Below are 14,368 nucleotides of genomic sequence, written 5' to 3'. Positions count from 1 at the left end.
CTCGTGAGGTGTGCAGGGTTGTGGAGTTGTGCCGCTATGGGGTTGTGCCTGAGTCGCCCGACATCACCGCCACCGCGGCGTCGCGCAAGCCCTGGCCGACGGCGGCGATGTCTTGGGCGACGACGGTGCGCGGATCGGCCCGCCGCGCCGCCGGCGCCGGGTCCGGGCCGGTCGAGGGCAGCTCGTTGAGCGGGGTGTCGACGAGGAAGTCGTGCCAGGAGATGTGCCACACATTCGCGAAAAGCCCCGACCCGACCAGCAATTCACGGTCGCGCCGGAGCCGGGCGGTCGGCTTTCCCTTCCGCCCGGCTACCAGCACCAAACCCAGCAACTGCACATGGGCTGGCGCATTGTTCGTCGCGTATTGGCGGGCGGCCAGCGACGCCGCGGCCAGGCCGCGCGCCGATTCGCGCGCAACGAGTACCGCGAACGGTGGCTCGTCGGCCCGCCCGGGCCACAACTGGCCGGAATCGCCGACATGCTCGAGCTGGGCCGCGAGCGTGGATACACCAGCACCGCCGTGGCAGCCCACGGCCGCCACCAGATGCGCCGGTAACCGGGTCGTGCGCCGCCCCAACATCTCCGATGCGCTCGGCGGCAAAATCGACGCACCCCGAATCGCTCCGGCGTTCTGCGCCGCCGACACCGTCTCCACACTCGCGGCCATCGTTGTTATGCCCCCTTCGGCGTGAGCTGCGGGAAGGTGACCGTGAGACCCGGGACGGCCTTCTCGGCGTGCCGGGAGAGGTCAACAGCTGCGTCGGTGACGGTCTTGCGCACCTGATCGGCGGCACCGCCCAGTGCCTTGTAGGGGGCTTCGGCCTGCTCAGCGGTCCAGTTCGCGGTGTAGGTCTGTCCGCCGATGGTGGTCTCGGCGTTGACATCTCCACCGACGTTGACCTGGTAGTGCACCGCCGGTAGACCCGCCTTAGCGGCCTGGTCGGCAGGCAGGTGGACTTCGAACTGGTTGGCGCCGGGGTTGGGCAGCGGAGCGGGCTCCGGGCGGTGCGGTTGCGGGGCGCGACGGTTCGGGTCGGGCTGACCGGGCAGCCCGGGCTGACGCGGGTTCGCACCCGGATCTCCGGCACCGAGTGCGTGCGCGAGGAGTCCGCCGGCCGTTCCGCCGGCCACACCGCCGACGATCGCCGCGGGGATGCCCAGGGCCGCAGCGCCGATCGCGGCACCTGCGGCTGCGCCGATGAGTGCGCCCGGGCCGGTGTTCGCACCGGGGAAAGGCACCACCATCGCCGAGCCGATGGCCGCTCCTACGCCGGTGCCGATGATCGCACCACCGGCACCGCCGATCACCGCGGCGGGCACGCCGAGGGCGACCGCACCTGCGGTGCCGCCGAGCGCCACGCCGATGATGGTGGCCGCGGCCTGACGAGAGGCTTCGTCCTCGGGCACGCCCACACTGATCAGGCCCTGGGCGATCTTGGCTTCACCGAACGCCGCCCACTCATTGATGGAGACCCGCTGACGGTCGGTCAGCCAGGGAGCATCACGTTTGAGCTGGTCTTCCTCGACGAGGAAGTTGCCCACGCGCAACGTCTTCGGGGGTGGGGCAATCGGGCGGACCGGCGCGACCGGACGCGGCAGGGTGTAGGCCCGCGGCGGTGCCGGGTTGTAGACGGTGTCGTAGTTGGGCTGGTTGTACGCCTGAGGGTCGGCGTAGGGCCGATACGGCGCTTCCCTGGGCGGTGCCGGAATTGCGCCCGGACCGGGGTTGTAGTTGTAGCTCGGCGCAGTCTGCTGCGGAGGTGCGACCGGTGGGGTTGCGTCGTCGCCACCACCGCCGACACCACCTTGCTCGAATCCATCGTCGGTCTCGCCCTGGTCGACACCACCCTGTTCGTAGGCTGCGGCCGGGCTGTCGACCAGGAGTGTGGCGCCGAAGGAACCGGAAACCATCAACGCGGCAAGCACTGTCCCGACGAACGGGGTGGCTGGTGTGGCGTTGCGGTGCCGGCGTTGTGCCCGCGACCGCCGGGGCGGGGTGTCGAACCGCGGAGACGTGACCGCTGGTGAGGTGAGGTACATGGGAGGGGTGACCTTTCTATTTCTTATTCCGTGTGACAGACGCGATGTAGGTGCGTTCGCCGATCTGGGTGGTGGTGATGTTCTGGACATCGGGGTCGGGGTCGCGGGTGCCGTCGGGCAGGATCAACGTGACCTCTGTGCGGTAGGTGTTGGCGTCGGTCTCGGTGATCGACAGGCAATACCGCGCTTGGGGATTGAGCGTGTCGATGCTCGACTGCAAATCGACAGCGCTGCCGATGCCCTCAACGGTGGATGAGGCCAGTGCCCGCGCGGCCGGCCCGGAACGCCAGTGAAAGTAGGCGTAGTTGAACGCTTTGATCACGTTCGGCCCGGACGTCAGGTCACCCGGGTCGCGGCCGGTGGTGGTGGACCCTTCGGTGGTCGAGGGGCATTCCACCGCATCGGAGAACGGGTCCGGGGTGTCCATCGCCGCGACCGGATCGGTGATGCCGTCGCCTCCCCCGCCGCCAACGACCGCTTTGATCGAGAACACGATCACCAGCACCGCAACGACGATCACGCCCACCGAGGCGCCCACGATCAGCAACCACCGACGTTGCCCCCGTGCCGGAGGCGTCGAAGGTGGAGTGCTGCGGGCGACAGTCGGTGTGGGATAAACAGTCTCGACGTAAGGGTCGTCCTCGACATCCTCAAACTCGACGACCGGGGGCTCCTCGTGGGCGGCGTAGCCGTAGTGGTTGTCGTCGAGGGGTTCGACGTCCTCGATGGGTGCGGTGATGTCCTGCTCAGCAGGCGCCGGCTCGTCGTTCCACTCGGTGGCCTGGTCGGGGTGAGGTTCGGCGGTGTGCAGCCAGGTCTGCACACTCGGATCGTTCTGCCAGCCGGTACTCATCCGAACTTCACCTCGCCCCCGTGGCGGTATGTGCGGGTCCAGCGATCGCACGCGGCGAGGTGCCAGTGCAGGGGGTGTTCATCGCCGAACACACCGCGGCGGGCCGCGGTCAGGGAGAACGGGTCGATGGTGTGCAGCGTGTCGTCGAATACGTCGCGGTAGGTGGCGCCGACCAGCAGTTCCTCCGGCAACGAGCCGTTCGAACCAACTACCAACACAACGCTGTTCGCGTCGAGACGGTAGCCGCGGTCACCGGGCAGTACGCACCGTGCCCGGTCGTCGTACGCTTCTTTGAGCCGCGTAATGCTGTGGCCGTTGCCCATCCCCCATCGAGCCGACGCGCAACCGTTCTCATCGGTCAGGATCACCGAGATGGCCGGGTCGGTGACTGCGGTGACCAGATCGATGGGACTCAACCACACCGGCTCACCTGCATGCGGGCTGATAGGACGGCCCGGGTAGTCCGGGTTGTGAGAGGTCTGTCCCCCGAACGGGGGTCGGATTGCACTGTCACTGAACATGTACTCGCTCCTTCCGGAGTGATTCGCTGAGTGCGTGAGTGGAAGAGAAAGGGTCTAGCTGGCGGTGGTGGTTCGACCACCACCACAAGCGCGGCACAACCCGCGCCCGCACACGCGGGAAGGGTTGGCCGAGAGGACGATCAGACTCATTGCGAGGCCCCGCTGAGGAACGGTGGCAGCCCGGACGCGCCGCCGGGCGGTGTGGTTTGCGGGACCGATGAGGCCCCCGAGGGAACTGTCTCGGACGGAGCCGATGGTGACGAGGTGTCGAGCTCCCACGGATACGCCGGTTCCGACGTCGCAGCGCTCGGCGGCAACGACGTCGTGGTCAACGACGGAAGTGTCGACGAACCAGCAGACCCCTCCCCGAACAGCCACGAGAAGTCATCGCCGCCGCTGCCGCTATCGGGCGAGTTCGACGACCCGCCGTCCTTGCCGGCGATGTCGCGGGCGGCCGCCACAATCCAGTCCCCGATCAACTTCGTCGGGGGCTGGCCTGTCGGTGTGGCCGATACCTCCGAGTATGAGGCGTGTTGCTTGGCCGCATCCCAGTACTTCAACAGCGAGGACACCTTGAACAGGTCGGAGTTCGCTTGGAACTCGGACTTGAACGCGGTAAACGCCTCAGAGACAAGGCGTTCCTGGGTTGCTGGTGGAACCAGCGTGACCGCCGCCTGGCCCAGCTTCGCCCCCAGAATGCCGACGATAGCCAACGGATTCGCAGCACCCGCCGTAGCGATCGCAGCGATGGTGCCGGGGGTGGCGACCGTCTGCACAACGGTCTTTACCGCGTTGAACCCGATCGTCCCTACCTTGATGACCGCCGACAGCGCGTCCTGCACACTCGGCAATGGCGTACGAGGGTCCGAGGCCACCGCCAACCGCTCCGACAAGGTCTGGCGCGGTTGGTAACTCAATGATTCGAGGTTGTTCTCCGACGCCTGGACATCTTCATTGACCACCGGCACCGCGGTCTTCACTGCGGTCAGTGCCAGCGCTTCGGCGATCGTCGACAACGACCCGATCGGATCGTCCGGGTTGAGTTCCGACTGGCCGGCGATGTTGGTGACCAACCGTGCCAAAGGAGCATTCGCCGGGGCATCGCAAGCGAGATCGCCAGGCGTGCACGCGGACAGATAGCGCCCCGCGATGGCCTGGTATGACGTGTCCTCGACGTCGCCGACCGGGGCGATACCGCCGCCCGGCGCGTTGGTCGTCGACACCGCCACGACCTTGGATACATTCGCGCCGCTGGTCCCCGGCACCGGGTCAGGAGAGGTCTGCCCCGGCTTACCGGGGAACAACGGTGCACCCTCAGGTCGGCCTGGATCGCCGAGATTGGCCAACAGAGCCAGCTTGTCGGCGCCGATCGCTGCTTTGCCACCGACGATGTCGTTCAACACAATTCGAGTGACGTGAGCGCCCTGGGAGTAGCCGACCAGACCGAACTTCGTGGCCGGGCACGCGGCGGCCTTGTCTTTGATCCAGGACAAGGTCTTGGCGACTGCGCCCTGAACGGACTGCTCGTACGGGACCTTTCCACCAGCCACAGCACCACCGAAGCCGGCGTCATACGGCACATACGCACGGTCCATGTCCCCGCGGGCGGCCGTGATCGCCGGATGAAGTACCTGAGACAGGAACCCCGCATCCTTCGACGGATCAGCGTCCGGCGACGACTGGCCAGTGCCCTGCACCGCGTACACCATCAGACCCGGGCAACCCCCCGGCTGCGCCGGCGCCGCCTGCACGTTCCCGACCCCGACACTGGCCATGGCAATAACCGCCGTAGCCATCACCGCCAAGGCCGCCCCCCAGGGCGAGCGTCGCGAGTCCTGTCCACCCCTCTGGACAGGATCGATCACCTCTACACTGGTCACCGGGCCGGTCCCCCATCGAAAGACAGGGAGCTGACCCTTGCGGCGACCACACGCGAGCCGTTCGACGGCAAATCAATCGCGCTCGCGTGCAGTCGCCAACCACCGCTCCGGAGAGGGACTGTTCGACGGCAATCTGACCGTCCCTCTCCGGAGTCTTTATTCAGGACATGCGCTGTCGGACAGAGGCCGACAGTCAAGGGTCCGGACCAATCTGGCCCACGAGGATCGGGCTCAAGAAGGTTCGTCATGCGAGTTCCTTCGCTCCAAGGGTTTTCCTCGAAGCGGCAGTGCAGCTATCCCAGTGAGGGGTCCCGGTAGTAATGGCGCAAAAAACAACGAAGTTCGCGTAGTGCCTGGTCAGCGGCGATTTCTCGGTTCGGGCTGCGGGCCGGGGTGGTTGGTGCTTGGCTTGTCTGCCGATGAGGTTGGTCGGCGTGTTGGAGGCTGGGGTTCGTGGCGACGCGGGTATTCGCGGACGAGGAGTTGCAGCGCCTGCGGGAGTTCCCGGAGATCAGTCGTGAGGAGTTGTTCCGGTACTTCACGCTGACCCCGGCGGATCTGGCGTTTGTTGCTCCGCAGGGCAGGGGCCCTGCGGTCCGTCTGGGCCTGGCGGTGGCGTTGTGCACCTTGCCGTGGCTGGGGTTCGTGCCGGACAAGGTGCCGTCGGCGCCGCCGGTGGCGGTGGCCCGGCTGGCGGATCAGCTGAATATCGATGCAGCGCAGCTTCGTTCGTATGGCAAGCGGGCGCAGACGCGGACCGAGCATGTGCGGCTGGTGGCCCAGTATCTGGGGTGGCGGCCTGCCGGGGCGATGGAGTTGAAGGAGCTGGATGAGTTTCTGCTGGCGCGGGCGATGGAGCACGATTCGCCGACGCTGTTGTTCCGGCTGGCGTGTGAGTACCTGATCTCGGCGCGGGTGATCCGGCCGGGCCCGGAAACGGTGGTCCGCCGGGTCGCGCACGCTCGCACGCGGGCGCAGCGGGAGACCTACGACCGGTTGGCGCGCGAGTTCACGCCGCAGCGGTGTAAGGAACTGAATGCGTTGCTGGTCGTCGACCCGTCGATCGAGATGTCGCGGTTGCGGTGGTTGTCGACCGGCCCGGTGGAGGCGTCGGCGACCGCGGTGAAGGCCGAGGTCGAGAAGCTGGTGTTCCTGCGCAACCTGGGCGCGGATGAGCTGGACATGTCGGTGCTGCCGGCGGAGCGGCGGCGGTTCCTGGCGACGGTGGGCCGCCGCTTGACGGGCCAAGCCCTCGAACGCCGGGATCCGCAACGCCGCTACCCGATTCTGCTCACCGTGTTGGCGCAGTCGGCCACCGATGTGCTCGACGAGGTGGTGCAGCTGTTCGATCAGGCGATCTCGGCCAGGTTGAGCAAGGCCGAACGCCGGATGCGCGACGAGCTGGCCGAGCGCGGTAAGGCCGGAGAGGATCGGCAGGGGTTGCTCGACGACCTGCTGGCGATCGTCTGTGACCTGCAGATCCCCGACGAGGAGATCGGCGGCCTGATCCGGGGCGATCGGATCGGATGGGAGCGGTTGCGGGCCGCGGTCGCGCAGGCCAAGCCTCGGCTGCCGCGCGATCACGGGCACCTGGCCGCTCTGGACAGCTCGTACTCCTACCTGCGGCAGTTCACCCCGCAGGTGCTGTCGACAGTCCGGTTCGCCGGCGGCACCGCCGCGACCGAGCTGCTGATCGGGGTGCACATGCTGCGGGAGCTGAACGCGACCGGTACCCGCAAGGTGCCCGACGACGCGCCGACCGGGTTCGTGCCGACGAAGTGGCGCGGCTACCTCGACGAGGCCCGCAAAGCCGGTAACACCACCGCCTATCGGCACTACTGGGAGCTGTGCGTGCTGCTGGGGCTGCGTGACGGGTTGCGCAGCGGGGATGTGTTCGTGCCGGGGTCGCGCCGCTACGCCGACCCGGCCGCGTACCTGCTGACCCCGCAGGCGTGGGAGCCGCAGCGTGACGAGTTCTGCCGCCTGGTCGGCAAGTCCGCTGATCCCGCTCGCGCGCTGGCGACCGCCACCGACGAGCTCGACGCCGCTATGGGCGAGTTGGAGAAGGTGCTCGCCGGCGGCGACGGGCCGGTCCGTCTCGATGAGGCCGGTGACCTGGTGATCTCACCGCTGTCGGCGGAGGATGTGCCCGCGGAGGCGACGGCGCTCAAGGCCGAGCTGACGGAGATGCTGCCGTTCGCGCCGATCGTGTCGCTGCTGATCGAGCTGGACAAACGCACCGGCTACCTGGACTGCTTCACCCACGCCGGCGGCAAACAGGCCCGCAGCCCGGAGCTGAAACGCAACCTCATCGCCGTCCTGCTGGCCTACTCCACCAACCTCGGGCTGACCCGAATGGCCGAGGCGTCGGGCCTCTCCTACGACATCCTGGCCTGGACCAGCGAATGGTATGTGCGGGAGGAGACGCTGCGGGCGGCGAACCTGACGATCATCGACTACCACCAAAGGCTGCCGCTGACCCCGGTCTTCGGCGCCGGCACCCTGTCGTCGAGTGATGGGCAACGGTTCCCGACCCGCGGCAAATCGGTCACCGCCAGAGCGTTGAGCCGCTATTTCGCGAACGAAGGACTGAGCACGTATACCCATGTCACCGATCAGCACGCCACCTACGGCACCAAGGTCATCGTCGCGACGAGACGCGAAGCTCACTACGTGCTGGACGAAATCCTCGGCAATGCAACGGATCTGCCGATCACCGAGCATGCGACCGACACGCACGGCGTCACCCTCGTGAACTTCGGGCTGTTCGACCTGCTCGGATTGCAGCTCTCGCCCCGCATCCGGGACCTGGGCCGGATCACCCTGTATCGGGCGGCGCCTCGGGCCCAGGTGGAGTCCGCGTTCCCGCACGCCGGGCCGCTGCTGACCCGCAAGCTGAATCTGGATCTCATCGCCGAGCACTACGACGACCTGCTCCGGCTGAGCGGGTCGCTGAAGTTCGGGCACGCCACCGCGTCGCTGCTGGTCGGCAAGCTCTCCGCGTCGGGCCGGCAGAACGCCCTCGCGGCGGCGCTCAAGGAATACGGGGCGCTGCGGCGCACGATCTACGCCGCCCGGTACCTGTCCGACCCGGGCTATCGGCGCAAGATCTCCCGACAGCTCAACAAGGGCGAATCCCTGCACGCGCTCCGCCGCGACCTGCTCTACGCGCACGAAGGCGCCGTGCGCGCGAGGCACCTGGAGGGACAGACCGAACAGGCATGGTGCCTCACGTTGGCGACCAACGCCGTCATCGCCTGGACCACAGAGTATTACGGGCTGGCGACCGAACAGATGCGGCGGGCCGGGCGGCGCATCGACGACGAGGTGCTGACGCACATCTCCCCGGCCCACAGCGAGAACATCAACTTCTTCGGCGCCATCGAGGTCGACATCGACGCCGAACTCGCCCAGCTCGGCCCCACCGGGTACCGGCCGCTGCGCGTGCGGGACACCCTGTTCTGACCCGCAGCGCCGGCCCGGATCGGCGGCGGCGCGATCTAGCAGCAGGCGCTGGTTCCGGTGGTCGTGGTCGGGTCGGTGATCGCGTCGGCGAGGGGGCGGGCGAGCTGGTGGTAGGCGTCGGTGACCGGCAGCACCGTCATGCCTGGGAATTTCGCCTGCCAGTGGTGGGCGGCGTCGGAGGTGGCGAGGAACATCTGCGGGTTGCAGCAGGTGGCGCGGAGGTGACCGGGCTGGATCCGGTCGGGGTCGACGAAGGCCACCATCGCGGTGGCCGGTTCCAGGTCGCTGACCCCGGTGACGGGGTCGATGGTCAGGCGCACGGTGGTGCCCGTGATCGGGCAGTCGGATTCGATGCAGGCGGGTGCGCCGATGACGGCGGGGAAGATGAGGGTGTCGGGGGCACACCAGGTGTAGAGCTGGTGGCCACCGACGCTGAACCGGTGCGGGGTCGGGTTGAGGGTCAGGCCCCAGCCGACGATCCGGCCGGCCTCGTCGTATTCGACGTCGGCGCCGATCGGCGTCTGCGCGGGGTCGAGGTCGGGCACTCCCGCGGCGGCGGCGAGTTCGGTGACGGTGACCGGGGTGCCGTGGGTGAGCAGCCGCAGCGCGGCGCGCATCAGCGCCCGGTCCCGGCCGGCGGGCAGGATCTTGGCGAAAACGTCGGCAGTGAGGTTGTCGGTACTCATGGGATCGGACTCCTCGAGGGCGATCGGACAGTGACGGTGCCGACGGTAGGGTCTGTCCCCGGGGTGAGGGTCAAGCCCGTAGCTCGCATCCGCACGGGTCACCGGCCCAGCACAGGTCGTCGGTGGCCAGATGCGCACGGTGTGCGGTTTCGAAGGCGTCGATGCGGTCGAGGATCTGCTCGGCATCGGCGATGCGCTGGCGCAGCCGCTGCCGCGACCGCTGCAGCAGCTCGGCGAGATGGGCGCCGACCGAACGGCCGTGGTCGTCACGGTCGGTGGAGGTGAGCTGGCAGATCTCGGCGATGGTGAGCCCGAGGCCGCGCAGCTCGCCGATGAACCGCACGCACCACTCCGCGTCGTCGGTGTAGAGGCGGTAGCCGGCCGGGCTGCGGCCCAGGGTGTAGATCAGGCCGAGGTCGGTGTACTCGCGCAGCGCCTTCACCGGCACCCCGGTGCGGGCCGAGAGGTCCCCGATCGTCATGTGTCCGTTCATCACTGCCTCCCGTCCGACGGCGTCAGCCTGCGCAGCAGGACAGTTTGGTGACGTCGGTGGTGAAAGTCTGCGCGGTCAGTTTCAGCGCTTCGGCCATGGTCAGGTACGGCGCCCAGGTGTGGGCGAGCCGGTCGACGGTCAGACCCGCGGTCATCGCATAGGTGGCGGCGGTGATCAGGTCCCCGGCGCCGTCGCTGAGGGCGTGCACGCCCATGATCCGGCCGGTGCCGGCTTCGGCGACGATCTTGACCAGGCCGCGGGTGTCCCGGTTGACCAGCGCCCGCGGCACGCTCGACAACCCCAGCACCCGGCACTGGCAGGCCAGCCCGGCCGCGGCGGCTTGCGCGTCGGTCAGTCCGACCGAGGCGATCGCGGGGCTGGTGAACGTCACGCGCGGCACCGTGGTGTAGTCCAGGACGCGATCGGCACCGGCCAGGGCGTTGTCGGCGACCAGGGTGCCCTGCGCGGCGGCCACGTACACGAACTGCGGATCCCCGGCCACGTCCCCGGCCGCCCAGATGCGCGGATTGCTGCTGCGCTGGCGGTCGTCGACCACGACCGCGCCCCGCTCGTCGACGGCGACGCCGACCGCATCCAGGCCCAGCCCGGCGGTGTTGGGGCGGCGGCCGGTGGCCATCAGCACCTGCTCGGCCCGCAGCTCGGTGCTGGCGCCGCCGCCGGTGCGCACGGTCACCACCTTGTGCCCGTCGTCGGCGAGGACCTTCTCGACGGTGGCGGCGGTGAGCACGTCGATGCGCTCGTGGGCGAAGACGGCCTCGAGCGCGGCCGAGATTTCCGGTTCCTCACCCGAGGTCAGCCGGCTACGCGCGATCACCGTGACCTTGCTGCCCAGGCGGGCGAACAGCTGGGCCTGCTCGAGCCCCACATAGCCCGCACCCACCACGATCAGCGACTCCGGCAGCTGCTGGAGGTCCATGGCGGTGGTCGAGGTCAGATACCCGGCCTCAACGAGGCCGTCGATCGGCGGAGCCCAGGGCGCGGCACCGGTGGCGATCAGATACTGGTCGGCCTCGATCACCCGTACACCGCCCTCGGCGCGCGCGACCCGCAGCACGGGTGCCTCGGCGCTGCCGTCGAACACCGCGGTGCCGGAGACGATCTCCCACCCGTAGTCGGCGGCCAGGTCGACATACTTCTCCGCCTGCAGCTGCCCGACCAGCGCGTCCTTGCCCGCGATCAGGGCGGGGAAATCCAGCGGCACCTCGGCGGGGGTGAGCCCGGGGAACCGGCCCGCCGCCTCGGCGGCGTGGCGGGCCTCGGCGGCGGCCAGCAGCGCCTTCGAGGGCACACACCCGACGTTCACGCACGTGCCCCCGACCGTCCCGCGCTCCACCATCACCACCCGTTTGCCGAGGTTGACCGCGGCGATGGCGGCGGCGAACGCCGCCGAGCCGGAACCGATGATCGCCAGATCGGCGCGGGAATCTGTCAAGGTCACGAGGGTGCCTCCTGGTCGGGCAACCGCTGAACCGACAACGGCTGCTATTCGTGTTGACGAATATCTACCGGAACCATATTATGCGCTTATCCGAATAGTTCAAGTCTCGTGGAGGCGATCCCATGGCCCGGTCCACCACCGCCACTGTCACCGTGCCCGGTGCCGAGTCGGCGTGTACGCATCTGGATACGACGGCGAAGTTTTTTCGCGCCCTGTCGGATCCGACCCGGCTCAAGCTCCTCGAATTCATCCTCGCCGGGGAGCGCACCTCCGCCGACTGCGTCGAACACGCCGGCATCTCGCAGCCCCGGGTGTCGGTACACCTGTCCTGCCTGGCCGACTGCGGGTATGTCCTCGCGCGCCGCGACGGGAAGAAACTGCGGTACTCCGTGGGTGATCCGCGGGTAGCTGACCTGGTGATGCTGGCGCGGTCGCTGGCGGCCGACAACTCCGCCGCGCTGGGCTGCTGCCCGCGCATCCCCGCCGCGGACGGTAGTGGGCGGCGATGAACACACCCGACAACAAGGCGATGAACACACCCGACAACGACTCGGGCGGGTTCGGTGGTCTGCTCGCAGTGGCCGGTGGCGTGCTGGTGATGGTCGCCTGCTGCGCCGGTCCCGCCCTGATCGCCGGCGGCGTGCTCGCCGGTCTCGGCGGTGTCTTGACCAGCCCGTGGCTGCTTGCCGCAGGCGTGCTGGTCGTGGCCGCCGCCGTCGGCTACACCCTGCGGCGCCGCGCCCGTAAGGCCACGGGGTGTTGTCCGCCCCGACCCGGATCACCATCCCCGCCATCGACGGCCTCGACACCGTCCCCTACTTCACTTCCCGCACCCTGCTGGACCTCACCGACCTGCCCTCACATCTGCTCGTCGTCGGCGGAGGCTACGTCGGCTGCGAGTTCGCCCAAATGTTCCGGCGATTCGGCTCCGAGGTCACCCTCATCCAACGCGCCGACCGGCTGCTGCCCGGCGAGGACCCCGACATCTCCGCCGCCGTCAGAGAGGGCATGACCGCCGACGGCATCACCGTGCTCACCGGCACCACCTGCACCGCGGCCACCGGCACCACCGGGAACATCCGGCTCGGCTGCACCGGCAGCGAAGCCGACGACATCACCGGCAGCCACCTGCTGATCGCGACAGGACGCACCCCCAACAGCGACAATCTCGGCCTCGAGTACCTCGGTCTCGAACCCGACCCACAGGGCTTCCTCACCGTCGACGCCTCCCTGCGCACCGACGCCGAAAATGTTTGGGCGCTCGGCGATCTGCGCGGCGGGCCCATGTTCACCCACACCGCCCGCGACGACGCCGACATCGTCTACCGCACCATATTCCGAAGCCAGGACCGCACCACAACCGGGCGCATCGTGCCGCACGCGGTGTTCACCGACCCCGAAGTCGGCGCCGTCGGGCTCACCGAACCTGCCGCCCGCGCCGCCGGCTACGACGTCGTCGTCGGGCGCCAGGACTTCACCGGCGTCGTGAAAGCCCGCGCCATCGGCAACACCCGCGGCCTGGTCAAATTCGTCGCCGACGCCGCCACCGACCGTATCCTCGGCTGCCACATCGCCGGACCCGACGGCGGGAACCTCGTTCACGAGGCCGTCATCGCCATGACCACCGGCGCCACCTACACCCAACTCGCCCAAGCCATCCACATCCACCCCACCCTCGCCGAAGCGGTCAACACCGCCGCCGGCGGCGTCCACCGCGAAATCGGCGCATAGACACCCCATGAGCATCGCCCGGTACTCGGGTGAGGCCATTTTCCGACTGCCACGGATAACACCCTGTTATCTGTAGCATCATGACATCCGGCCTGCGCCGACTCCGCTCCGGCGGTGCGCGACGCGGACCTGTTATCTGCGGCAAGCCCAGTGAGGGAGGTACCACCGTGCCGTCCGGGATCACCGTCCGCGCCGCCGGCGACAGCTTCCTCGACTCGATCGGCTCCCCGAACACCCGCCGCGCCTACGGCATCGCCGTCGACAAGACCACCGCCACGCTCGGCGAGACCCGGCGGCTGGCCGACGTCGCCGACGATGAGATCGGTGAAACCCTCGAAACCCTGTGGGGCTCCTCAGCAGTCAACACCTGGAACGCCCGCCGCGCCGCGGTCGCGTCGTGGCTGGCGTGGTGCCGCGAGCACGGCCACACCGCCCCGGCGGTCCCGGCCTGGGTGAAACGCTCCACTCCACCGGACTCCACCACCCCGGTGCACTCGCGCACCGCGATCGACCGGCTCATCGCCCGCCGCGACATCGACCTCCGGGAGAAGACGCTGTGGCGGATGCTCTACGAAACCTGCGCCCGCACCGAGGAACTGCTCCAGGTCAACATCGAGGACCTCGATCTGGCCGGGCGGTGTTGCCCGGTGAAGTCCAAGGGCGCCAAGCCCCGCACCCGCCGCCGCGGTGCCACCTACCACGAGTACGCGCACGAGCTCGTGTACTGGGACGCGGGCACCGCCCGGCTCCTGCCACGCCTCACCAAGGGCCGCACCCGCGGACCGCTGTTCGTCACCCACCGCCGACCGGGCCCCGGAAAGGCCGCCGCCGACCGGGACATCTGCCCCGACACCGGGCTGGCCCGGCTGTCCTACGGCCAGGCCCGCGCCGTGCTGGATGCCGCCACCGCGACGAATGGGCCCGGCACCGGTTGGGATCTGCACGAACTTCGGCATTCCGGCCTGACGCATCTCGGCGAGGCCGGTGCCAGCCTGGTGGAGCTGATGGCCAAGTCCCGCCACCGCAAACCCGAGAACCTACGCCGCTACTTCAAACCCTCACCGGCAGCCATGCGCGGCATCACCAGCCTCATCGGCCCCGACCGCAGCCACCGATAGCGGCCACCAACAAGAGCGTCCGTCTACCCGCTGACCAGGCACTACGCGAACTTCGTTGTTTTTTGCGCCATTACTACCGTGACCCCTGCCTGGACCGGCTATCGGGGACCTGCCAGGAGATC

Annotated in this window: 12 protein-coding genes; 4 read left to right on the top strand and 8 right to left on the bottom strand. The window is 68.7% G+C overall.

All coding sequences use genetic code 11. The features are described from left to right. Window positions 1-34 precede the first annotated feature (34 nt). The 5 genes from Q9R39_RS22230 to Q9R39_RS22210 form a co-directional block, all read right to left on the bottom strand. The gene (locus Q9R39_RS22230; protein ID WP_051406021.1) at window positions 35-667 is read right to left on the bottom strand and encodes a hypothetical protein; all 633 of its coding nucleotides are present in this window, start codon (window positions 665-667) and stop codon (window positions 35-37) included. A 5-nt stretch (window positions 668-672) separates the two neighbouring features. Then, window positions 673-1,911 carry a hypothetical protein gene (locus tag Q9R39_RS22225; protein ID WP_311278280.1) on the bottom strand — a complete coding sequence of 413 codons (1,239 nt, stop codon included), beginning with the start codon at window positions 1,909-1,911 and terminating at the stop codon, window positions 673-675. 145 nt (window positions 1,912-2,056) lie between these two features. Then, entirely contained in the window at window positions 2,057-2,893 is an 837-nt protein-coding gene (locus Q9R39_RS22220; RefSeq protein ID WP_051406020.1) for a hypothetical protein, read from the bottom strand. After that, window positions 2,890-3,315, bottom strand: a complete 426-nt coding sequence (locus Q9R39_RS22215; RefSeq protein WP_035755679.1) for a hypothetical protein — start codon at window positions 3,313-3,315, stop codon at window positions 2,890-2,892. Before Q9R39_RS22215 ends, Q9R39_RS22220 begins: the two co-directional genes overlap by 4 nt. Window positions 3,316-3,560: 245 nt before the next feature. Then, window positions 3,561-5,189: a cutinase family protein gene (locus Q9R39_RS22210; RefSeq protein ID WP_051406019.1), complete on the bottom strand. Its 1,629-nt coding sequence runs from the start codon at window positions 5,187-5,189 to the stop codon at window positions 3,561-3,563. 558 nt (window positions 5,190-5,747) lie between these two features. Here Q9R39_RS22210 and Q9R39_RS22205 point away from each other — a divergent pair. After that, window positions 5,748-8,759 carry a Tn3 family transposase gene (locus Q9R39_RS22205; RefSeq protein ID WP_005195266.1) on the top strand — a complete coding sequence of 1,004 codons (3,012 nt, stop codon included), beginning with the start codon at window positions 5,748-5,750 and terminating at the stop codon, window positions 8,757-8,759. A gap of 35 nt (window positions 8,760-8,794) precedes the next feature. Here the strand turns inward: Q9R39_RS22205 and merB are convergent, their stop codons facing one another. From merB to merA, 3 genes are all read right to left on the bottom strand, one after another. Next, complete coding sequence (gene merB / locus Q9R39_RS22200; protein ID WP_005195267.1) at window positions 8,795-9,445, bottom strand: organomercurial lyase MerB; 651 nt, start codon at window positions 9,443-9,445, stop codon at window positions 8,795-8,797. 70 nt (window positions 9,446-9,515) lie between these two features. Beyond that, complete coding sequence (locus tag Q9R39_RS22195; RefSeq protein WP_005203167.1) at window positions 9,516-9,938, bottom strand: MerR family transcriptional regulator; 423 nt, start codon at window positions 9,936-9,938, stop codon at window positions 9,516-9,518. Between the two features lie 22 nt (window positions 9,939-9,960). Continuing rightward, a complete protein-coding gene (gene merA, locus Q9R39_RS22190) occupies window positions 9,961-11,397 on the bottom strand; it encodes a mercury(II) reductase (protein ID WP_005195274.1) in 1,437 nt (478 codons plus the stop codon). 122 nt (window positions 11,398-11,519) lie between these two features. Here merA and Q9R39_RS22185 point away from each other — a divergent pair, with 122 nt between their 5' ends. The 3 genes from Q9R39_RS22185 (at window position 11,520) to Q9R39_RS22175 (ending at window position 14,246) form a co-directional block, all read left to right on the top strand. After that, entirely contained in the window at window positions 11,520-11,906 is a 387-nt protein-coding gene (locus Q9R39_RS22185) for a helix-turn-helix transcriptional regulator (protein WP_004018626.1), read from the top strand. A 247-nt stretch (window positions 11,907-12,153) separates the two neighbouring features. Then, entirely contained in the window at window positions 12,154-13,128 is a 975-nt protein-coding gene (locus Q9R39_RS22180; protein ID WP_005195276.1) for an NAD(P)/FAD-dependent oxidoreductase, read from the top strand. A 167-nt stretch (window positions 13,129-13,295) separates the two neighbouring features. Further along, a complete protein-coding gene (locus tag Q9R39_RS22175) occupies window positions 13,296-14,246 on the top strand; it encodes a site-specific integrase (RefSeq protein WP_005195278.1) in 951 nt (316 codons plus the stop codon). The last annotated feature ends 122 nt before the right edge of the window (window positions 14,247-14,368 follow it).

The organism is Gordonia sp. AC31, from assembly GCF_031844505.1.
GTDB classification, from domain to species: Bacteria; Actinomycetota; Actinomycetes; order Mycobacteriales; family Mycobacteriaceae; genus Gordonia; species Gordonia hongkongensis.
Note: the sequence above shows the minus strand (reverse complement) of the source record. Positions and strands in the feature narration are given on the sequence as shown.